The 21,068-nt window shown below is 71.0% G+C and carries 21 protein-coding genes; 14 read left to right on the top strand and 7 right to left on the bottom strand.

The genetic code is table 11. The features are described from left to right. The 6 genes from ACRX5W_RS31210 to ACRX5W_RS31235 all read left to right on the top strand — a co-directional run. The coding region (locus tag ACRX5W_RS31210; RefSeq protein WP_436791786.1) for an arginine deiminase family protein at positions 1-165 on the top strand (165 nt) is incomplete at its 5' end. A gap of 70 nt (positions 166-235) precedes the next feature. Further along, on the top strand, positions 236-1,237 hold the full coding sequence (gene argF / locus ACRX5W_RS31215) for an ornithine carbamoyltransferase (RefSeq protein WP_436791749.1): 1,002 nt from the start codon (positions 236-238) through the stop codon (positions 1,235-1,237). Positions 1,238-1,684: 447 nt separating this feature from the next. Beyond that, complete coding sequence (locus ACRX5W_RS31220) at positions 1,685-2,731, top strand: hypothetical protein (protein WP_436791750.1); 1,047 nt, start codon at positions 1,685-1,687, stop codon at positions 2,729-2,731. Positions 2,732-2,910: 179 nt separating this feature from the next. Next, positions 2,911-3,789 carry an ABC transporter permease gene (locus ACRX5W_RS31225; RefSeq protein WP_436791751.1) on the top strand — a complete coding sequence of 293 codons (879 nt, stop codon included), beginning with the start codon at positions 2,911-2,913 and terminating at the stop codon, positions 3,787-3,789. Next, positions 3,782-4,660 (top strand): ABC transporter permease, encoded by an 879-nt coding sequence (locus ACRX5W_RS31230; protein ID WP_436791752.1) that lies wholly within the window; start codon positions 3,782-3,784, stop codon positions 4,658-4,660. Before ACRX5W_RS31225 ends, ACRX5W_RS31230 begins: the two co-directional genes overlap by 8 nt. Next, a complete protein-coding gene (locus ACRX5W_RS31235; protein WP_436791753.1) occupies positions 4,657-5,622 on the top strand; it encodes an ABC transporter ATP-binding protein in 966 nt (321 codons plus the stop codon). The genes ACRX5W_RS31230 and ACRX5W_RS31235 overlap by 4 nt, the downstream gene beginning before the upstream one ends. 10 nt (positions 5,623-5,632) lie before the next feature. Here ACRX5W_RS31235 and ACRX5W_RS31240 read toward each other — a convergent pair whose 3' ends face one another. After that, complete coding sequence (locus ACRX5W_RS31240; protein WP_436791754.1) at positions 5,633-6,058, bottom strand: hypothetical protein; 426 nt, start codon at positions 6,056-6,058, stop codon at positions 5,633-5,635. 165 nt (positions 6,059-6,223) lie between these two features. On the opposite strand from ACRX5W_RS31240, the gene ACRX5W_RS31245 reads away from it, so the two are divergent. Both ACRX5W_RS31245 and ACRX5W_RS31250 read left to right on the top strand, forming a co-directional pair. Continuing rightward, positions 6,224-6,847, top strand: a complete 624-nt coding sequence (locus ACRX5W_RS31245) for a class II aldolase/adducin family protein (protein WP_436791787.1) — start codon at positions 6,224-6,226, stop codon at positions 6,845-6,847. A 250-nt stretch (positions 6,848-7,097) separates the two neighbouring features. After that, on the top strand, positions 7,098-7,385 hold the full coding sequence (locus ACRX5W_RS31250; RefSeq protein ID WP_436791755.1) for a hypothetical protein: 288 nt from the start codon (positions 7,098-7,100) through the stop codon (positions 7,383-7,385). Positions 7,386-7,441: 56 nt separating this feature from the next. Here the strand turns inward: ACRX5W_RS31250 and ACRX5W_RS31255 are convergent, their stop codons facing one another. Then, entirely contained in the window at positions 7,442-8,065 is a 624-nt protein-coding gene (locus ACRX5W_RS31255; RefSeq protein ID WP_436791756.1) for an AMIN-like domain-containing (lipo)protein, read from the bottom strand. 284 nt (positions 8,066-8,349) lie between these two features. Between ACRX5W_RS31255 and ACRX5W_RS31260 the strand changes: the two genes are divergently transcribed. Continuing rightward, positions 8,350-8,904: a hypothetical protein gene (locus ACRX5W_RS31260; RefSeq protein ID WP_436791757.1), complete on the top strand. Its 555-nt coding sequence runs from the start codon at positions 8,350-8,352 to the stop codon at positions 8,902-8,904. A gap of 67 nt (positions 8,905-8,971) precedes the next feature. Here the strand turns inward: ACRX5W_RS31260 and ACRX5W_RS31265 are convergent, their stop codons facing one another. The 3 genes from ACRX5W_RS31265 to ACRX5W_RS31275 all read right to left on the bottom strand — a co-directional run bounded on the left by ACRX5W_RS31265 (position 8,972) and on the right by ACRX5W_RS31275 (position 11,397). Continuing rightward, a complete protein-coding gene (locus tag ACRX5W_RS31265; RefSeq protein WP_436791758.1) occupies positions 8,972-9,148 on the bottom strand; it encodes an SPOR domain-containing protein in 177 nt (58 codons plus the stop codon). Positions 9,149-9,183: 35 nt separating this feature from the next. Then, positions 9,184-10,755 carry an MDR family MFS transporter gene (locus tag ACRX5W_RS31270; protein WP_436791759.1) on the bottom strand — a complete coding sequence of 524 codons (1,572 nt, stop codon included), beginning with the start codon at positions 10,753-10,755 and terminating at the stop codon, positions 9,184-9,186. An 81-nt stretch (positions 10,756-10,836) separates the two neighbouring features. Continuing rightward, on the bottom strand, positions 10,837-11,397 hold the full coding sequence (locus ACRX5W_RS31275; protein WP_436791760.1) for a hypothetical protein: 561 nt from the start codon (positions 11,395-11,397) through the stop codon (positions 10,837-10,839). A 419-nt stretch (positions 11,398-11,816) separates the two neighbouring features. Between ACRX5W_RS31275 and ACRX5W_RS31280 the strand changes: the two genes are divergently transcribed. Next, positions 11,817-12,239 (top strand): ATP-binding protein, encoded by a 423-nt coding sequence (locus ACRX5W_RS31280; protein ID WP_436791761.1) that lies wholly within the window; start codon positions 11,817-11,819, stop codon positions 12,237-12,239. Positions 12,240-12,294: 55 nt separating this feature from the next. On the opposite strand, the gene ACRX5W_RS31285 is transcribed toward ACRX5W_RS31280, so the two are convergent. Continuing rightward, on the bottom strand, positions 12,295-12,864 hold the full coding sequence (locus ACRX5W_RS31285; RefSeq protein WP_436791762.1) for a hypothetical protein: 570 nt from the start codon (positions 12,862-12,864) through the stop codon (positions 12,295-12,297). 565 nt (positions 12,865-13,429) lie between these two features. Here ACRX5W_RS31285 and ACRX5W_RS31290 point away from each other — a divergent pair. The 4 genes from ACRX5W_RS31290 (at position 13,430) to ACRX5W_RS31305 (ending at position 19,957) form a co-directional block, all read left to right on the top strand. After that, positions 13,430-15,316 (top strand): IucA/IucC family protein, encoded by a 1,887-nt coding sequence (locus ACRX5W_RS31290; protein WP_436791763.1) that lies wholly within the window; start codon positions 13,430-13,432, stop codon positions 15,314-15,316. Between the two features lie 147 nt (positions 15,317-15,463). After that, positions 15,464-16,327 carry a VWA domain-containing protein gene (locus ACRX5W_RS31295; protein ID WP_436791764.1) on the top strand — a complete coding sequence of 288 codons (864 nt, stop codon included), beginning with the start codon at positions 15,464-15,466 and terminating at the stop codon, positions 16,325-16,327. A 5-nt stretch (positions 16,328-16,332) separates the two neighbouring features. After that, positions 16,333-17,187, top strand: coding sequence for a hypothetical protein (locus ACRX5W_RS31300; RefSeq protein ID WP_436791765.1), 855 nt, complete (start codon positions 16,333-16,335; stop codon positions 17,185-17,187). Between the two features lie 100 nt (positions 17,188-17,287). Continuing rightward, the gene (locus ACRX5W_RS31305; RefSeq protein ID WP_436791766.1) at positions 17,288-19,957 is read left to right on the top strand and encodes a hypothetical protein; all 2,670 of its coding nucleotides are present in this window, start codon (positions 17,288-17,290) and stop codon (positions 19,955-19,957) included. 154 nt (positions 19,958-20,111) lie between these two features. On the opposite strand, the gene ACRX5W_RS31310 is transcribed toward ACRX5W_RS31305, so the two are convergent. Further along, positions 20,112-20,741, bottom strand: a complete 630-nt coding sequence (locus ACRX5W_RS31310) for a GyrI-like domain-containing protein (protein WP_436791767.1) — start codon at positions 20,739-20,741, stop codon at positions 20,112-20,114. Positions 20,742-21,068: the final 327 nt, after the last annotated feature.

Consider the following 21,068-nt stretch of genomic DNA (forward strand, 5'->3'; position numbering starts at 1 on the left):
GTCGAGCCGGGCGTGGTCTTCGCGTACGAGCGCAACGTCACCACCAACACGCACCTGCGCAAGAACGGCGTCGACGTCGTCGCGATCCGCGGCAGCGAACTGGGCCGCGGGCGCGGCGGCCCGCGCTGCATGAGCTGCCCCGTGGAACGCGACGCGGTCTCCTGAGCGCCGGGCGCGCCCGCCCACACCCCGATCACCCTCCTCCGCCGTCCCAGCGAACAGAAACACTGGAGCCATGCCTTTCAACCTGCGTCACCGCAACTTCCTCAAGGAACTCGACTTCACCCCAAAGGAGTTCGTGTTCCTGATCGACCTCGCCGCGGACCTCAAGGCGGCCAAGTACGCCGGTGTCGAGCGGCAGCGGCTGCGGGGCAAGAACATCGCGCTCATCTTCGAGAAGACCTCGACCCGGACGCGGTGCGCGTTCGAGGTCGCCGCGTACGACCAGGGCGCGAACGTCACCTACCTCGATCCGACCGGCTCGCAGATCGGCCACAAGGAGTCGATGAAGGACACCGCGCGCGTGCTCGGGCGCATGTACGACGGCATCGAATACCGCGGCTCCCGTCAGGAGTACGCCGAGGAACTGGGACGGTACGCCGGTGTCCCCGTATGGAACGGCCTCACCGACGAGTGGCACCCGACGCAGATCCTCGCCGACATGCTCACCATGAAGGAGCACTCGGACAAGCCGTTGCACCGGATCTCCTTCGCCTACCTCGGCGACGCGCGCAACAACATGGGCAACTCGCTCATGGTCGCCGCCGCGATGCTCGGCATGGACGTGCGCATGGTCGCGCCCAAGGCGCTGTGGAACGACGAGGCGGTGATCGCCCGGGCCAAGGAGATCGCCGCGAAGACCGGCGCGACGATCACGCACACCGAGGACGTCAAGGCGGGAGTCAAGGGCGTCGACTTCCTCTACACCGACGTGTGGGTGTCGATGGGCGAGCCTAAGGAGGTCTGGGAGGAGCGGATCGCCCTGCTGACGCCGTACCAGGTCAACATGGACGTCGTGCGGGCGACCGAGAACCCGAAGGTCAAGTTCATGCACTGCCTCCCGGCCTTCCACGACCGGCACACGACGGTCGGCGAGGAGATTTACGAGAAGACCGGCATGGAGGCGCTGGAGGTGACCGACGAGGTGTTCGAGTCGGATCACTCGATCGTGTTCGACGAGGCCGAGAACCGCCTGCACACCATCAAGGCCGTCATGGTCGCGACACTCGGCGACTGACGCGGGATCGCCCCGAAAGGACGGCCGAACACGACTTCGCAGCCGGTGCCTCCTCGCGCCGGCCGCCCATCGTGTCCGGGACGGGGCGGGTGATCGCAAGGCGCGGTTCGCACAACGTACTCGCTTGTACCGACCTGTCGGGCCCGGCCGCATTCTTCGCCGCAATCCCGCGCGCGTGGGTGCCCGGGCCCGACCGCCCTCCCCGGCAATCACGCGGTCCGATCCGAGGCGACCACCCGGACAGGCCCTCACCGGAGGGCCCGTCCGGACTATGGAATGCCGCGACCGCGCCGGGGGAGGCAGGCGGCGTCGAAGGCCGCGGCGCGGCAAGCACCGACCGCCCCGCCAGGGCGTGTCTTGCCCGCGGCCCCGGCGCAGGCGCTTTGCGGGCATTCGGTCGGATGCGCCGACTGCCGAAAATCATGACGGCCTGTCAGTATCACCCGTATGGCCGCCTCAGTGATGCCTGCCGCCGACACCCTCACCCGGACACTCCTGGCCGCCCGCGCCGCCGACTGGCGCGGGTGGACGCGTCACGACGCGGAGCGGGTCGCCGCCGCGCTGGCGTGGCGCGCGGTCGACGGCGACGCGACCGCGTGGGATCCGGGCGTTCCCGGGCTCCACTGCCGCTGGGTGCCCGCCGAGGGTGACGACGGTTGCCCGGAACTGCTGTTCGAGGTGCCGATCCCGGAGCCGGCCCCCACCCCGGATCTGCCGCAGCCGATCGGTCCCGGACGCGCGCTCGGTTTCGGCGGACTGCCCGGAGACCCCTGGGGACCGGTGGGGGCGGGGTTCCCCCGCGACCGGGACCGCGAACTCGACGCCGCGCACACGCGGCTGATCGCGGCCGTCACCGCGGCACTCGGTCCGGCGCCGTGGCGCGGCGGCCCCGGCGCGTGGCTGCGGTGGCGCAACCGGGAGATCACGCTGCGCCTGGCCCGCGACCACGCGCGCGGCGCGCTGACGATGGAGTTGTTCCCGACCGCGGTCTGGGAAGCGCGCGAGCAGCGGCAGTTCGCCGACGCGCGGGGCCTGGAGGGACTGCCGTACGACTGGTGCGTCAGCCGCCCCGACCTGGCACTCGCCGAGCTCTTCCTGCCGTTCGGCCCCGACCCGGCCGACTGGGACGACTTCCGCCGCGCGCTCCCCGAACTGCTCGCGTGCGCTGTCACCGACCTGCCCCTGGTCGGCTGGATCGAGCCGATACTGCTCGTCGTCGGCGAGGTCGCCCACCCGAGCCGCACGGTCGAACTGCGCATCGGCCAGGACCGTTTGGAGCTCGGCGGCATACCCGACCGAGCACGCCAGGTCTGGTTGCGCCCGGGCGCCGACCACGGCCGCCGCGCGGGCGGCCTGCTGCTGGAAGCCTTTGCCGCGTGGGACATCACCGCCGCCTCGCGGATGCGCGTGCGGTCATGGACCAGCGGCGGCTACATCGACTTCCCCGGCCTGGGCGTCCGCCCCGAAGGGACACACCCCGACGACCTCGCGTGAATCCCGGTAGGTCACCGGCGGTCGCATCCGGTAGTCTGTGCGGCCTTGCCCGGGGTGCCGCGGGCGGGTTCGACGGCGTGCCGCCGTATCAGGACCCCTGCGGCGAAACCAAGAGCGACCGACCCAACTGACGCCAGGCGTCGGGCACTTCGGCGTGCCCGGCGCGCAAGGAGTTCGTCATGCCGTCTGCCGCCGCATGCCCGAAACCGGCTTCCGATCCGGACGCCCCACCGAAGCCCGCCGCGTTCCCGCCCGCCGCAACCTTGCGGCGCTTCGCCGCGCTCGTCTCCGCCGGTTTCCGCCGGCACTCCACCTACCGCCAGGCGATGATCGCCGGCATCTTCACCAACGTCATCTTCGGCGCGATGCTCGCCGCCGTTCTGTCGGCCGTCGCAGAGGGCGGCGGACGCCCCGGCGGGTACACCGGCGCCCAACTCGTCACCTACGTGTGGGTCGGCCAAGGCCTGCTCAACGTCTCCTACCTGTGGAACTGGAAGGAACTCGCCGACCGCGTCGCGACCGGCGACGTGGCGGCCGACCTGCTGCGCCCCGTCGACCCGCTGACCTCCTACGCCGCCGCCGAGTTCGGCCGGGCCGCCAACGCCATGCTCGGCCGGTTCATCGTGCCGGTCTGCGTGGGCCTGGTCTTCTACACGATGTACATCCCGCACCGCCTCGCGACCTACCCGCTGTTCGCGGTGTCGGTGGTCCTGGCCACGCTCGTGAGCTTCGCCGGCCGCTACTTGGTGAACCTGACGGCGTTCTGGCTGCTCGACGTACGCGGGCCGCTGATGTTGTGGATGCTCTTCGTCGCTCCGTTGAGCGGCGCCCACTTCCCGCTGCGCTTCCTGCCCGAATGGGCCCAGTGGCTCATCTGGCTCGGCACGCCGTTCCCGAGCGTCTTCCAGATCCCCCTCGACATCGCGGTCGAACGGACCTCGGCGGGCGTGGCGGCGGCGACGGTCCTGCTGCAACTGTGCTGGGCGACCGCGTTGCTGCTGCTGTGCGTCGCGGTGCAGCGGCGTGCGCTGCGCCGGCTGGTGGTGCAGGGTGGCTGAACTGCCGGTGCGACTCCCCACGAAATCCCCCACGCGACGCCCCGCGCGACCTTCCGCGGAGAAGGACCGTGCCGGTTCGGCTGCCGCGTACGCCAGTCTCGTCCGGGCCCAGATCCGCAGCCAGCGCCAATACCGTCTGTCGTTCGCACTCGACGTGGGGCTGACCTCACTGGTGTCGGTCGTCGAGATCGTGGCCATGCTTGCGCTGTTCCAAGTCACCGACGAGCTCGGCGGGTTCACGCTCCGCGAAGTGCTGCTCATGGGCGTGCTGTGCGAGTTCGGCTTCCAACTCGCCGACCTGGTGGTGGGCAACATCGAGAGGCTGGCGCAGTATGTGCGCACGGGACTGATGGACGCCGTCCTGGTCCGCCCGCTCAGCCCGCTGGGGCAACTCCTCGCCACCGACTTCCCGTTCCGCAAGGTCGGGCGCACAGTGCAGGGCGCCGTCTTGTACGCGGCCGTACTGGTGTACGTCGACCTTGACTGGACTCCCGCGCGCGTCGCCCTCGCCGTCGCCGCCCCCTTGGCCGCGGCCGCTTTGTTCGCGGCCATGTTCGTCGCGGGCGCCTCCGTCGCCTTCTGGTGGATCGACTCGGGCGAATTCGCCAACGCGTTCACGTACGGCGGTCGCACGTTCGCGGAGTACCCCGTCACCCTCTATCCGGCCTGGCTGCGCGGAGTGTTCGCGTACGGCCTGGGCTTCGCCTTCGCCGGCTACCAGCCCGCCCTCGCCCTGCTCGGCCGCCCCGACCCCCTCGGCGCGCCCGGGTGGCTCGCCTGGAGCACGCCCGCCGTCGCCGCCCTCGCCTGGGCCGCCGCAGTTCTGCTGTGGCGCACCGGCATTCGTCATTACAGGAGCACCGGGTCTTGAACGACACCGCCATCCACGCCGCCGAACTGCGCAAAGAGTTCACGGTCAAGCGCAAGGTGGGCCGCGTCCGCCGCACTTCGCACGCGGTCGCCGCGGTCGACGGCGTCGATCTGACCATCCGACACGGCGAAACCGTCGGCTACATCGGCCCCAACGGCGCCGGGAAGTCGACGACGCTGAAGATGATGACGGGGGTGCTCGCCCCGAGCGGGGGACACCTGAGCGTGTGCGGGTTGGAGCCCGTGCCCCGGCGCAAACAGCTCGCGCGCCGGATCGGCGTGGTGTTCGGCCAGCGCTCGCAACTGTGGTGGGACCTCCCCCTGCGCGAATCGTTTCGGCTGCTGCGGCACGTGTACGCGGTCCCCGAACGCGACCACACCGGCCGCCTCGATACCTGCCGCACGCTGCTCGACCTCGACCCGTTCCTGGACACGCCGGTGCGCCAACTCTCGCTCGGCCAGCGGATGCGCGGCGAGATCACCGCGGCGCTTCTGCACGGACCCGAGGTGCTGTTCCTCGACGAACCCACGATCGGCCTCGATGTGGTGAGCAAACACGCCCTGCGGGCCTTCCTCGCCGACCTGCGCGACGGCGGCGACGTCACGATCGTGCTGACCACGCACGATCTGGCCGACATCGAACGCCTGTGCCCACGACTGGTGGTGGTCGACCACGGCCACATCGTCCACGACGGGACCCTCGCCGAACTCCACGAGCGCTACGGCTCGCGGCGCCGCGTCGTGGTCGATCTGGACACGCCGTACGACGACCTCCCCCGTGTGCCGGGCGTCAAGGTCGAACGCGTCGAAAACGAAGGGCACCGGGTCGTGTTCGCGCTCGACGGCGTCCCGGCGGGCGGGCTGATCGCCGACGTCGCCCGCCTCGGGGTGATCCGCGACATCGCCGTCCAGGAACCGGACATCGAGGAGGTCGTGGCGCGCATGTACGCAGGCGCCCCCTGAGCCGGGCTGCTCACTGGTAGTGCGGTCCCGGCGGCGTCATCGGGGCACCGGGGTTGTACTGCGGGGCCGGGCCGCCGTGCTGCGCGGGCATGGGCGGTTGGCCCGGACCGCCGTGTCGCGGTGCCGCGTCACCGGGCCGCCGGAACTGCCCGAGGGCGACGGAGGTGCCGATCAGACCCAGCCCGACGATGCCCATGACCATGATCTCGGCGTACGACTGGGCGGCTTGCCCCGGGCGGACGAAGAGGTGCTGGACCTCGCACTTGGACTGGTTCTCCTCGGCTCTGCCGATGCTGTCGTCGGGCTTGCAGATCAGCATGCCGTTGTTCGATGTGGCGATCGTCTCGTTGTCGCGGTCGAGCGAGAACAGGAAGACCACCGAGAGGCCGATCAGGGCCAAGCCCGCGACCAGCAGGAGTATGCGCAGTGCTTTCATGGCGCGCATATTCGCACGTAAAAGCCGACAGATCGTCAGGGTCTGTGCCACGGCGCCATGCGGATATCCGCAATGCGACGCGACGCCGGTCGCCCCGTGCCCGACCGCGCGTGGCCGTGGCGATACGTTCCCCTGGACCGCAACGGAAGGGGACGGATCGTGCTCATGGAGGCTGCGCGGGCTGCCTTGTGCGATTACGGGCGGCGCGCGGTCGAGGAGCGCCTCGTAGTCGGGTCCTCCGGCAACCTCAGCGTTCGAGACGGGGACCTCGTCGCGGTCACGCCCGCCGGCGGCCGGCTCGAACGCCTGGTCCCGGCGGACTGCCCGGTCGTCGACCTGGCCGGTCACGTCGTGGACGGCGGGCGCGCGCCCTCGTCGGAGACGCCGATGCACCTGGCGCTCTACGACGCGGCGCCCGAGGCCGGTGCCGTGGTGCACACGCACTCCGTCTTCGGCGCGGTGGTCGCGAGCACGCGCGCGGTGCTGCCCGCGATTCACTACAACGTGCTGTTGTTGGGCGGCCACGACGTGCGGGTCGCGGAGTACGCGACCTACGGCACACCGCAGTTGGCCCGCAACGTGCGCGCCGCACTGGCGGGCGGTCGCCAAGGGGCGCTGCTCGCCAACCACGGAGGGGTGACGCTGGGCCGCGACCTGGACGAGGCGTTCGAACGCACGCACATCCTGGAGTGGCTGTGCGAGGTCTATGTGCGCGCGTGCGGCATGGGCCCCCCGAAGCTGCTCGACGCCGACGAACTCGCCGATGTGGAAAGGCGCATGGGCCGCTGACAGACCGCGTCGGAGACGACACGATCGGGGGAGTTGAGTACCCGTACGGACGCCGTGCGCGCACCACACACCGAGCATGGTGGGCATGACGCCGTGGCGCCGGCCCGTGAAGCACAGCCCGTCCGTTGTTTACCGCGAGCCGGAACGTCCTTGCCAAGACGCCCCCGCCTGCTCCGGGGACCGATCGCACGTGCCGTCGAACTGCCGGTGCCGACAAGAGGTTTCGGCCCGTGGCCGACGGATCCGCGTCATGCTCGTCCTGACCGTGATGTGGTCGTTCACGCTGGCCACGATGCTGTTTCTCCCGCTGACGATGCTCGCGGTCGACGACTGCGCGTACGGCAACCGCGGTTTGCTGTGCACCCGCCGGGGCCAGCACCTTGGCATCGGCCTGCCGTGGCTGTTCGCCGTCGCGGTGACCGTGACCGCCGCCGCGGGCACGCGGGGCCGGTGCCGAAGACTCCGGCCGGCGTTCTGGTGCTGGGCGGCCGGGCTGCCGTGTCTGTGGGTGGTGATGCTCGTGATCGCGACCCGGTAGCGGACACCGGAAGGCCCGGGGAGGCGAAGGGCTTCCTCCCCGGGCCCGGTCGCGGATCAGCCGTAGTGGACGTCGACGACGATCCGGCTCGGGTTGCTGAGCGGGAACGTGTGGATCTCGGTGACACCGGCCTTCGTCGCGAAGCCGACCTTGAGGTGGCCCTCGAAGTCGCAGGTGACCGCGAAGCCGGTGACCTTGGCCAACTGCGGCGTGTAGACCACGCGCGGGCCGGTGTACGTCGGGTTGCCGTTCTCGTCGTGCGCGGCGGCGTTGGTGGCGGCGATCTCGGTGTACTCCGTGCCGGTCAGCGGAACGGTGTTGCCCGAGCCGCAGTCGGTGAGCTGGTCCGGGCCGCCGGTCACGCCGTACGCCGGGACGCTGCCGGAGAAGTCGAGCACGATCCGGTCGAACGTCGGGTGGCTGCCGGTGCGGATGTTCGTCAGCAGGCTCGGCGCCGAAGCCGCCGAGACCGACGCGCTGCCCGACGCGGGGGCCTGCGGTGCCGCCTGCGCGGCCGTGGCGGGGATCAGTGCGAAGGCGAAGAGCAGACCCGCCGACGCGGTCGCGACGGTGGCACGGCGGGCGGTGCGGGACAGGCGCGCGCGACGCGGGGGCGTCGCGGCCGCGGAGACGGCGGCGTCGGTTGCGGTGGCGTCGGCGCTGGAGGGCGACAAGGACACGGGGACCTCCCACAGGATTGGCCAGGTGCGAAACGCGCCTGTGTTCTTGAAGACGCGGTGGCCGGCGGCCCGGGTTGCTCGGCGGATGTCTTGGTTGTGTCTTGGTTCGGTGACACCGCGTAGATCTTGTCGCGACAAATCGAGTTTTCGAATAACCCTCGATGGCTTCACTCATGCGGATGAATCGCCATGTTTCGGCTGGCGTACGCCCGGTTGGCACGCAAACGTACTGGCGGACGGGTCGCCGATCGGCGACCCGTACCGAATTTTGTGGAGGCAGTTTCATGGGTCGGCGCCGCGTCGCGTCCTTGTGTGCCGTCGTTGTTCTGGCCGCCGGCGCGGCCGCGGCGTGCGGGGGTGCCGAGAAGAAGGTCGCCCCGGCGGGCGAGGTGGCGCCGAGCGGAGCCGTGTCGGGCGCGAAGCACGGCGCGGGCGGGGGTGACACGGGCGGCGTCCCCCAGGGCGGCAAGCAGGACGCGGGCAGCCGCAACAACCTTCCCCTGCCGCTGCCGGGCCAGTCCGTGATCGTGCCGCCGCCGCTGCCGCCGCACGAGGCCGCGGGGGCGGCCCCTGCCGCGCAGCCGCCCGGGCTTCCCGGCGGCGGCCCCGTTCCGGCGGTTCCCGGCGCAGCCGCCCAAGCGGCCCCTACCGCGCCGAGTGACGACCGGACCGGGGAGGCCTCGTCCGGTCCGTCGACGTCGCGGCCGACCGTGGAAGCCCCGACAAAGAAGCCCGACGAGCCCACGACGAAGGCACCGCAATCGTCGAAGCCGTCGGACGACGTGCCCCAGCCGTCGAAGACGCCGCAGTCGTCGAAGCCGGCGTCGAATGACGAGTGAGCGGGCGCCGCACAAAGCGGACCGCGCGATGGCGGAGCACGCACCTCACCCGTCGTGCGCGGGCGGGTCAGCGCAGTGGGCGGTCGGAACGCGCCGTCCAGTAAAGCTGTTTGTGGTGGCCCCCGGTCGCCTCCATCCGGGCGAGCCGCGTCCGGGCTTCGTCCTCCGTGTCGTAGGACGCGATGAGAAACCGGGCCCCGTTGTCGTCCTGGCGCCAGACCTGCCAACGGATCGCGTTGTCCACCGCCGCATTGTGGCAAAGCCGGTCGTTGTGCGGCCTCACCGTTTGTGCAGTTGCGCCGTCGGCTCCGCCGATTCCGGCACCCTGACCGCCCTGCGCAGCGGGAGTTCGCGCAGCGCGAGCGACAACAGAAACGCGCACACGCCGAGCGGGATCGCGGTGGCGAAGACCCACGACAGCGCGTCGGCGAACGTGGCGAGGACGTCGCCGTGGGCTTCCGGGGGCAGCGCCGCGATGCTGTCGTGGGTGAGGGTCGTGTGGTCGCCGCCCAGCGCGGCCTCCTCCGACGGCGACAGGCCGGTCGACAGGCGGTGGGTGAAGACCGCGCCGAGCAGCGCGACACCGAACGACGAGCCCATCGACCGGCTGAAGGCGTTCAACGCCGTGGCGACGCCCAGGTCGCGGTGGTCGACGGAGTTCTGCACCGCGAGCGTGGTGACCGGCCCGATCGTGCCCACGCCGAAGCCCAGCACGATCAGCGCGACGAGCAGCCGCCAGTACGGGCTGCTCACCCCGAGCGTCGCCAGCAGCGCGAGCCCGGCGATCGCCAGCAGTGTGCCGCCGATCGGAAAGCGCTTGTACTTGCCGATGCGCGAGATCAGCCGCCCGCACACGGTCGAGCTGACGAGCATCGACAGCAGCAGCGGGGCCAGCAACAGGCCCGACGCGGTGGGTCCTTTGCCGTGCACGACTTGTTCGTACAACGGCAGGAAGGTGCCCAGGCCGATGAACAGGCAGCCGGCGACGAACGACAGCGGGCAGGCGACGCGGACCACCGCGTTGCGCGACAGCAGATGCAGCGGGATGAGCGGGTCGGCAGCGCGCCTCTCCGCCCAGATGAACGCCGCCAGCAGCACGACCGCCGAGACGGCCAGGCCCACGGTCGGCGCCGACAGCCACGGGTACGTCGTTCCGCCCCACGTCGTGACGAGGATCAGCGCCGCCGTACCGCCGGACAGCAGAGCGCTGCCGAGCCAGTCCAGCGGTTTGCGCTCCCGCCGGTACGCGGGCGGGCGCAGCACGAAGGTGGTCACCACGAGGGCGATCGCGCCGAGGGGGAGATTGACGTAGAAGATCCATCGCCACGACAGGCCCTCGGTGATGACCCCGCCCAGAAGCGGGCCGCTGACCGTCGCCAGGGCGATCACCGAACCGATGAGCCCCTGGTACTTGCCGCGTTCCGCAGGCGGCACCAGGTCGCCGATGATGGCCTGCGCGTTGCTCATCAGGCCGCCGGCGCCGAGCCCTTGCACGACCCGGAACGCGATGAGCGCGGTCATCGACTGGGCCAGCCCGCACAGCGCGGACCCGGCGAGGAAGATGCCGATGGCGATCTGGAACAGGTACTTCCGGCCGAAGAGGTCGCCGAGCTTGCCGTACACCGGCGTGGAGATCGCCATGGCCAGGGCGTATGCCGTGGTCACCCAGGCAAGTCGGTCGAGTCCACCGAGTTCGGAGACGATCGTCGGCAGCGCGGTGGCGACGATCGTCTGGTCGAGCGCCGAGAGCATGATGCCGAGCATCAGCCCCGAGAACGCCAGCAAAATCTGGCGTCGGGTCAGGGACGCTTGTGGAGGCGGAGCGATGTCGGCGGTTTCCCCTGGGGGCATGGCCGAAAACTAGTTGCACTGTGCAACGATGTCAAACGGGCCGACCGTCCCGGAAAGCCAGGGGAGTCTGGTGCGGGCGGCCTATGCCGCCGCGGTCGGGCTCTGGGCCGGCTTCCAGCCGTTTCGCCGCAGGATGTCGACGACGCCGTCGACGCCGTCGCCGCGCAGCCGTTCCACGACCCGGACGCCGTCGATGCGCGCCTTCATGTCGGCCGGGGTGAGCCCGCGGTCGATGCACTCCTTGGCGAGCTCGTGCTGCGCGGGCAGCAGGCCGGCGGCGAGCCAGGCGTGGACCTGGGCCGCGGACAGGTTGAGGCGCACCCACGCAGCAGCCATCTCCGAGCGCCACTCGGGAGTGGTGCGCGGGTCGATCTGCTTGATGACCCGGCCGATGTCGAGGAGCCGGGTCTGGCGCAGGTCGGCGACCTGCGGCGGGGCAGCCGGGCTCGGGATCGACGCGCGCCGTGCGGCGGGCGCGCCGTGGTGTTGGTTCCGGCGCTGGTTGCGCTGCTGCGGCGCGGTCTGCCGGGAGGCGGAGTTGCGCTGTGCCTGCGGCATCGTGGTGGCCCGGCGGCGGGGCTGGCGACCTTCGAGGAGGTTGGCCAGCATGAGCCGTTCGAGCGCGTCCAGGTTGTCGTCCACCCGCATCACCCTTCCGTGGGACTGAGCGGCGGTTCCGGAGCCATCTTGGACTGCGGCTCCGACACCGCAACGCGCGGATATGGGCGCACCCTTGGGGGGCGCCGTCATATACGCAGACGCCACGGTCTTGCCCAGCACGGCTGTGGTTCACACACCGGATCGATCTGCCTTTCGCGTTGATGTGACGATGCGTCAATCCGCTTGCGTCGTACGACTGCCGGCGTACGCGGTGGCGCACGCTGGAGTGCGCCCCCGCAGTTTGGCCGGTCACGGTGTGTATTACCTCGGTCGCCCGATTCGCCACGGCGCTTTTCCCGGCGCGGAGTTGGGAACGTGCGCCCCCTTTTTGCTTCGCTCGGCCATGATCGGACCCCCTTGTGGGGCATTAGGCTGGACCACCGCACGAGGAGGTGGGCCCCGTGACTCTGGGATACGACAGGTCCTGCTGGTTCACGCTGCCCGCCGAGCCGGCTGCGGTTCCGCAGGCCCGCCGGGCACTTGCCGACCATCTGACCTACTGGGGGCTGCCGCAGGCACACGATCTCGGGTACGGGCTGCGGCTCATCGCGTCCGAACTCATCACCAACGCCGTCGAGCACGCGGCCGTCGTGTCGCCGGAGATAGTCGTCACACTGACCGTGCACGACGGCTGGCTGTGGCTCGGCGTCCGCGACCGGCACCCCTACCGTCCCGTCGCGCTGCTGGAAACAGTCGACGACACGTCGGGGCGCGGGTTGCTGATTGTCCGTCAGGTCGTCGAGGAGTCGGGCGGCCAGATCCACATCGAGGCGCACCCGGACGGCAAGACACTGTGGGTGATCCTGCCGTGGCCGGTGGCGTGAGGGGGCGGGCGGACGCAACAGCCGCCACCGGGCAGCGGCGGTTCCGGAAGTGGACTCACTCGCAGATGACGCCGATCTTCTGAGCCGCGTCGGACACCGCCTGCCACTCCGGGGAATCCTGGGCCACCTTCTCCATCGCGGTCTGGTAGCCCTCGAAATCGCCTGCATCGAGCTTGGCCGAGGCCTCCGCGACGTAGCCCACAACCTGCCCGTAGTTCGTCCGCCAGGTCTCGGCGTCGTCCACATCCGACTGCGGTGCCTCGACCATCGGTACCGCGTTGATTTGCGTCATTTGCGACGAGTATGTCAGCGACGCGGAGCGCAGCGCCCGCTGTACCTCGACCAGTGCCTCGTCGGTCTGAAGTTGCTGGAAATCGACCAGCGCGCGGTCAAAATCGTCCAGTTTCGCGGTTACTTCGGCCTGGCGGTCGCTGCACACCTTGTTGACCTGCGTGACATACGCTTTGAGCGTCTGCTCCTCGACTTTGTCGTTCACCGCAGGGGCCACCGACGCGGGCGGAGCGTCCTTGTTGTTGTCCGACGAGAGGTCGAACGGCCCGACGCCGATTGCGACCAGCACGCTGACCACCGTGGCGACCGTGCCGACCAGGGTCAGGATCAGCATCAACTTGCCGCTGCGGTCGCCGCTGTTGCGCGGGGGCGGGCCGGGGTGCCCGTATCCGGGCGGCGGCGCGCCGTAACCAGGCATCCCCGGAGGCATGTGCGGCGGGTGGCCGTGCCCCCGTCGTTGGTGACCCCAGTACGCGTTCATGTCGTCTCCGTCCGAGCCATGGGAAGGCAGCCCGGCCTGATGCCGCGCAGCCGGGCGGTGCAACGATTTCGGCCGTGACGGGTCGACCCGTGCGCTGTCGTAAGGCTCCCCCCTCGACCGGCGCACAGCGGCGGAACAGCTCCCCCCATTCCGGCCATCTGACGGTGTATCGGATCGGTGTCCCGTACCCCGGCAGAAGCGCTCCGTATGGTAGCGACCCACCCGAGGCGGAACCGATCAGGTCCGCAGATCGTTGAAGGGGACGGCCGCCCGGCGCGGGTGGTTCCCTGACGTATGGGTTACCGTTCTTCGAACCACCGGTGACGGACTCGCTTCGGCGCGCCGGCGCCGGCGGCCGGGTACGTCGCCGAACACCGCCCCACCGCACGGCCGTTGTCGACCAGGGGGAGGTCCGTCCATGTCGCTGTCCGGTCAGGTCCCGGCGCGCGTCGCACGCCCGCGTCCCGACTCGCCGACATTCCCGCCGCAACCCGATGCCGACGGACCGCCCACCGACACCGCCGAAGCAGCCGACCATGCCGCCGTCGAGGCGCTGCTGCGCTGCCTGCTGCGCGAAAACGGCGTCGCGGTACGCGACATCTCCCCGAGCGGCGAACAGCCGTCGGTACGTGTGGCACTCGCCGACGCCGGTCCGGTCGTCGACGTCCCGCTGGCCTACCGCTCGCCCACCGGGTGGCACCGGTTCGGCCAGGTGACCACCCCCGACGGCGGCCCCCTCGACGCCGCCACGCTCGCCCGGCTGCTGTGCGCCGGGCTGCCCCCCGAAGTGGCCGCGGAGTTCGCCGCGCGCGTCGCCGACTCGGTCGCGCGTACCGCCGGACACCTCGCCGCCCGGCGGGCCGAAGCCGCGGCGTACATCGCGCGCGGCGGCGTGCCGGCCGACGAGGACGACCCCTCGAACCTCGAACCGGCCGCGCCCTCCCCGTTCCTGGAAGCCGAGCAGGCGCTCGTGCTGGGGCACCCGTTCCACCCCACACCGCACAGCCGACAAGGCGTTGCCGACGACGAGGCAAAACGGTTCTCCCCGGAGCTGCGCGGGCGTTTCCCGCTGCACTGGTTCGCCGCGGACCCCGATGTCGTGCAACTCGACGAGGACTTGCTCGGCCCCCTCCCGCACATCTTCGCCGCCCTCGCCGGGCCGTCTCTCGAACGCCCGCCCGGCACTGTCGTCTTCCCCGCCCACCCCTGGCAGGCCCGCGACGCACGCCGGCGCCCCGGCGTTCGGGCGCTGCTGGAGGCGGGCCTCCTGCACGACCTCGGCCCCGCCGGCCCCGCGTGGTCGCCGACGTCGTCGGTCCGCACGCTCTACCGCGCGGACGCCCCCGTCATGCTCAAGACCTCGCTCGGTGCCGAGATCGCCGACTCCCGCCGCGAGAACCTGCGTTCCGAGATGCGCCGGGGCCTGGCCGTGCACCGCGTGCTCGACGCCGGGCTCAAGCGTGTCCTGCACGGCGCGCACCCCGGCTTCGACGTCGTGCGCGACCTGGGCTGGCTCACCCTGCGCGCGCCCGGCAGCACGTGCGAAAGCGGCCTCGAACTCGTCGTGCGCGACAACCCGTTCGGCCCGCGCGACCGCGTCCAGTGCGTCGCCGGCCTGACCGCCGCGCGGCCCGACCTGCCCGGCGGGCGGTCGCTTCTCGGCCGGACGATCCGCCACCTCGCCCTGCACACCGGCCGGCCGCTGGCCGAGGTCGCCGACACCTGGCTGCGCCGCTACCTCGACGTCGTCGTGGCCCCCGTGCTGTGGCTGTACGCGGAATACGGCCTCGGCCTGGAGGCGCACCAGCAGAACACCCTCGTCGTCCTCGACGGCGACGGCTGGCCCATCGGCGGGCGCTACCGCGGCAACCAGGGCTACCACTTCTCGGCTGCGCGCGGCACGCCGCTCGCGCACTGGCTGCCCGCCGAGGTCCGCGAGGACGCCGCCACGTGGTCCACCGACGAGGTCGTCGACGAACGCCTCGGCTATTGCATCGGCGTCAACAACATGCTGGGCGTCGTCGGCGCCATGGGTGCGCAGCAACTCGCCGACGAAACAAGTCTGTTGGGGCACGTGCGGGCCTTCCTGACGCGTCTGCGCGCGGAACACCGGCGGGTCGGCTCGCAGGGGCAGGCTCTCGCCCCGGGGACCGCCGGCGCGTTGGTCACGACGCTGCTCGACGCGCCGACCCTGCGCTGCAAGGCGAACCTCCGGACACGTGTCACAGGCCTTGCGGCACCCGCCGCGCCGCAGACGAACCGCACGGTGTACGTCGACATCGGCAACCCCATCGCCGCGATGTGACCGCGCGCGGCACCGGATCGAACGCCGGTGCGAGCGAAGGCCACTCGATTGAGGTAACACCCTTGGACGCCCGGGAGCCTGCGTCCCTAGCCTGGTCGCGCCGAAGCACTCCACGCCCACAGGGCCAGGGACGCAAGGGGACGCAGCATGCCGTACACCGCCGAGATCAGCCGTGCGCACCCTGGATGCCTGATCTTCCTGATCGACCAGTCGAGTTCGATGGACGACCCGATCGGCCGCGCGCCCGGTGGCGACCGCGCCGACACCGACCCGCCGCTGCGCAAGGCCGACGTCGTCGCCGACTCGCTGAACCGGCTGCTTTTCGAACTGTCCGTGCGCTGCGCCAAGGAAGAAGGCGTGCGCGACTACTTCCACATCGCGGTCATCGGCTACGGCCACGTCGTGCGGCCCGCTCTGTCAGGGGCACTCGCCGGCCGCGACATCGTGCCGCTGAGCGAGATCGTCGCGCACCCCGCACGCTTCGAACCCCGGGTCAAGAAGACCTCCGACGGCGCCGGCGGCCTCGTCGAGCGCACCATCGAATTCCCCGTGTGGGTCGAGCCGGTCGCGTCCGGCGGCACCCCCATGTGCCAGGCGCTGGGCGGCGCGGCGAAGCTCGTGCAGGGGTGGGTCGACACACATCCCGACGGGTTCCCGCCGATCGTGCTCAACCTCACCGACGGCGAGTCCACGGACGGCAACCCGGCCGACCCGGCGACCCGGTTGCGCTACCACGTCACCGGCGATGGCGAGGCGCTGCTGTTCAATCTGCACATATCCAGCAACCGCGCCGACCCGATCGAGTTCCCCGGCCCCCACGACCCCCTGCCCGACCAGTACGCACGGCTGCTCTCCACGATGTCGAGCGAACTCCCGCCGGGAATGCGCGCGTACGCCACCGAACAAGGCCACGACGTGACGGATTCCGCCAAGGGTTTCGTCTTCAACGCCGACCTTTCCGCCGTCGTGCAGTTCCTCGACATCGGCACGCGCGCCACGGACCTGCGGTAACGGTCGTGCGCGCCCACGTCACCGTGCACGCGCTCCACAAGGGCGGCGCCGAACCGCACGAATACGAGGACGCCGCCTGGATCGGCAGCAGCTCCGTGGCAGAGGGCGGGCGCAGCATGCTGCCGCCGCCCGGCCCCGCATGCCGACGCGGCGAGGTGGGCCGGGTCGCGACCGTGCGCGCGGCGGTGTCCGATGGCGCCTCCAGCAGCCTGCTGGCCCGGCGCTGGGCGGAGGTGCTGGTGCGCCGCGCCGGCGCCGCACCCACCGGACTCCTGCGCAGCGAAGGCGACTTCGCCCAACTCGTCGCACACGCGGCAGACCGCTGGCCGGAACTGATGCGCCGCTACGAACGCATGCGCGAGGCACGCGGCCGACCCCTGGCGTGGTACGAGCGCCCGGGATTCGAACGCGGCGCCCACGCGACGCTGGTGGTCGCGCACTTCGCGGCGCACCGCTGGGCTCCCGCGTGCGGGACTTGGTCGGCGGCGGCGTTGGGCGACTCGTGCCTGTTCCACGTCCGGGGCGACAGGCTGCGCGTCGCTTTTCCGGTCGAGCGTGCGGCGGACTTCGACAACACCCCGGCGCTGGCCGCGAGCGGCGGCCAGGACGAAAGAGCCGTCGCCGCCCGGGCCCGGTGCGTGCACGGACGCTGGCTGCACGGCGACCTCTTCTACCTCGCGACCGATGCGATGGCCGCGTGGTTTCTGCGCCAGGTCGAACGCGGCGGCAAACCGTGGGCGGCGCTGCGCGCGCTCGACTCAGCGTCCCCGAAGGACCTGGCCAGGTGGGTCGAACGACAGCGCGAGTCAGGGGAGTTGCCCAACGACGACGTGACGCTCATCCGCATCGAGCCGCGCTGACCGGCACGTGCCGGAGGGGAGGGACGCAGGCCGGGTAGCGGACAAGGGAGCCGGGAAGCAGAGGCAAGGGGAGGTCGGTCGGGATGTCCGGGGCGGGACCGTGGCAAAGGTGACAAGTGCGGGCGTCGGGGGCAGGCCGTACCCGACAGGCGCCGACTACAGCGAGGCCCTGCGCGACACGGCCACGTGTTTCGAGCATCCGACCCTCGCGCGCGGCTTCGTCGCGATGGGCCCGCTGCGCATGCCGCGCGTGGTCTCGGGCAACTTCGGCAGCGTTTTCCGGGTCACCGGTGTGGGCGGCGCGGGCGGGCGCGAGTATGCCGTCAAATGCTTCACGCGCGCGGTGCCCGACCGTCTGCGCCGCTACCAGGCCATCGCCGAGGCGGTGCGCACGGCGCGAGGGAGGTGGCGCGTCGATGTCGAGTACGTGCCGCGCGGGGTGCTGGTGCACGGGCACTGGTATCCGATTGTGCTGATGGAGTGGGTCGACGGCAGCGGATTGGTCCCGTGGCTGGAGGAGCACCTCGGCGACCGTGCGGCGATCGAGGCTTTGGCAGACCAGTTCGCCGTCGCGGTGGGCGACCTGGAACGCAGCGGCGTCGCGCACGGCGACCTACAGCACGGCAACATCGTGGTCGGACGCGACGGCGTGCTGCGGCTCATCGACTACGACGGTATGTACGTCCCCACCCTCGCGGGCCTCGGCCCCGCCGAACACGGCCACCGCAACTACCAGCACCCCGGGCGCGGACCCGCCGACTTCGGCCCCGGCCTCGACAGGTTCTCCGCGCACGTGATCCACCTGAGCCTGCGCGTGCTCGCCCGCGAACCGTGGCTGTGGGAGACGTACCACGAGGGGGGCGGCGAGCACCTGCTGCTGAGGGCCGAGGACCTGGCGGCACCGGCGGCGTCCGAGCGTTTCGCGGTGGTGTCCGGCACGTGCCCTGAACTCGCGGGCGAATTCGCGCGGTTGGCGTACTGGGCCGGGCAGCCGGTCGACGAGGTCGGGAAGCTGGGCGAGCCGGTCGCGGGCGCGGGGCGCGAGGCCGGGCAGGGGCTGCCCGACTGGCTCGCGGAGGCGGCGAGGTCGGTACGGGATTTGGGGGCGGGGGCGCGCGTCGCGCCGAAAGGTGCAGCAGGCGCGGCGGGTGCGCACGGGAGGACGCCCCCCGCGTCGCAAGCTCCGCCGTCGTCCGTTCCGGGAACCCAGTTTGTACCGCCCCCACCCGCGACGGATCCGGCCCGGTCAACCCCCGCGCCGCAAGCTCCGCCGCTGGTTCGGGGGACGCAGTCCGCACCGTCCCCGGCCTCGACGGATCCCGCCCGGCCCGTGAACGCGTTTCCCGCCGGAGTCGGGCGGGGCACGACCCCGAATGCCGGGACGTCCGTTCCGCCCTCGTCTGCGCACCGGGTGCCGAGGCAAACGAGTACGCCGCCTCCCGAACGGCAATCGGGGGCGCACACCCGGTCGTCGAGCCGGACTCGACCGTCCAACCAGGCTCGGCCGTCGACCCCGGGACAGCCCTCAGCCCAGGCCCAGTCGCAGGCACACCCTCAGGCGGCACCCCACTCGGCGCCACCCCTCCACCCTCGGCACGGTGGGCAACCCCAACCACACGCCCATCCTTCGGGCGGTTTCTCGTCCCTCTCCCGCCGGACCCGCTGGACGGCCCGTCTCTCACTCGCCGCCGTGCTTGCCCTCACCGCCGCAGCCGGCACGTGCACAGCAACGATCGCGGTCGGCGCCGGGCCGCCCCTGTTACTTCTGATCGGTGCCCTCGCCGCATTCGGCACGACGGCGGCCGTGGCCGGCCTTATGCACCGCCGGCTACGCCGCGCATATTCCGCCACCCCCGAGGTGCGCCGCTACGAGGACGCCAACGCCGAACGCGAACAAGCCGGCGACGCCGTCATGGACGCGTTGCGGCAACTCGGCGACTGCGAAGCGTCGTTGCAAACCGTCCACCAGGCCCGCGCCGACTTCGCCACCGCACAGCTCGCCGAAGCCGAGGCGCTCCGGGTCCGGCACGCCCAAGACTGCGACGCCCTCGGCAAGCGCCTCGCCGACGCCCTCGAATCCGTCGAGCAGCGCCGCGAGTTGCTTGAGGCATCGGGGCCCCGGGAGGAGGCGCAGGCCCTGCGCGATCTCCACGACCGAGCACTGCGCGACGGCCTGGCCGACAACGCCCTTCCGGCCGATCTGCTCGGTTCCCGCCTCGTGACGCAGCTCGGCCGCGAAGGGATCCTCACCGCAGCGGACTTCGTACGAGTCACCTCGGCCGTACCGACCTCGCCGCACTTGCGGGCCCAGGCAACACTGTCGCGCCCGGGCCGTACCGTCCGCGTCGACGGCATGAGCCCCGCACTCGCCCGCCGGCTCCAAGAGTGGCGCGACGAGATAGTCGAAGACCTACGCCTGAGGCTCCCGGCCACGCTGCCGTACCAGGTGGCTCAGGAACTCCACCGAAAACGCGCCGGCCAACGCATCGGCCTGGCCCGCGAAGCGGCTCGGATCCGCGCCACGGCGTTGGCTGAACTGACCGCTCTGGAAGCAGAGTTCGACACCACCCAACAAGCCCGGCACCGGACTGGGGTGCGGGAAACCGTTCGCGTGGACGCGGCGGTGCAAACGGCCGAGGATGCTCTGCAACAGGCACAGAAGACATATGACCAGGCATTGAACCGAGCCACGGCCGCCCGAGACGCCTGCGCGGCCCTATCGGCCACGACCTACAGTCGTTTCCTGCGAGATGCGTTGCTCGGTTCCTGACGGCCCGCCGTGAGTGCCGTTCGGCACCCGGCCGGACAGCCATCGGGTGCCCAGGACCACGGCCGACGCCGAAGCCGCGCAGATACCCGCGAGCGCGCGGCGGCGAAACCCGCCGCGAAGTTTGCCGGCCGAGACGGAGAAGTGAACGCCGGGGTCACTCGACCGGTTTGGCTTCCACAGGTTGCCGCAGGATCGTTTTGAGTTTCGCGGGTGCGGTCCTGCGTGGGTCGCTGAGGTAGATCTCGTGGTGCGGCCCCGTCTCCCGCAGGTTGCTCGCGGGGAGGTAGTCGTCGTGCAGCCTGGCCAGGATCGGTGTCTCGTCGTCGTAGGAACCGATGTGGAGGACCTGGGCGCTGGTGCCCTCGTGCAGGGTCTCCGTCCGGATGTCCGCGATGGCCGGAAGCTCCTTCTTGGTCAGCGCGGCCTGTTCGGCGCTGTCGATCATGTCGGCGGTGATCCAGTCGGGGACGTGGATGAGCAGTTTCCACTGCCAGTTGTCCTTGCGCCTGGCCAGGAAGTCGCCCATGTCGTCGGCCCACCACAGTCCCTCAAGCGGACCCACGACGTAGTCCTTGCCGAGATCGCGTTTGCTTGCGAACTTGAGGGTGTACGCGGTCGCGTAGAGCGCTTCGACCGCATGGCGGTACGCGGCGCTGGTGTTCGGGTCGCCGTGCCCGTCGATGGCGAGGTATCGCAGCTCGGGGACGTCGACGACCTCCCAGTCGGTGTTCTTCGGCGAGTAGCACGTCTTCAACTCTCGCTTGACGTCGTACTTGGCTGTCATCGGAAACCTCCGAGAAATCTCCCGCTTTCAGGCGGGAGGAATCGAATCGCTCGCGGAACGGAGCAGGGGAGGACCGGGTCGGCTGCCCCTCGTGGTCGGGCCCTCCGAGGCCAATTGTCATGACGTTGAAGCGCTGTTGGCCAAACACGATCCGCACCGCGGTCGATCGCGGGCACCGGACAAGCCGCACGCGTCCAAGGGCTGCGGCGATGCGCCGCCGCGGAGATGGTCGCGGGGGTGCGCACCAGGGTCGGAGCGCGACCGCGACCGACCCCGGCACGAGGAGGCGATCGTCGAAGGACGCGATCGACGGAAACAGACCTGGGG

The sequence above is a fragment of the Yinghuangia sp. YIM S10712 genome, assembly GCF_051388935.1.
Classification (GTDB): Bacteria; Actinomycetota; Actinomycetes; order Streptomycetales; family Streptomycetaceae; genus Yinghuangia.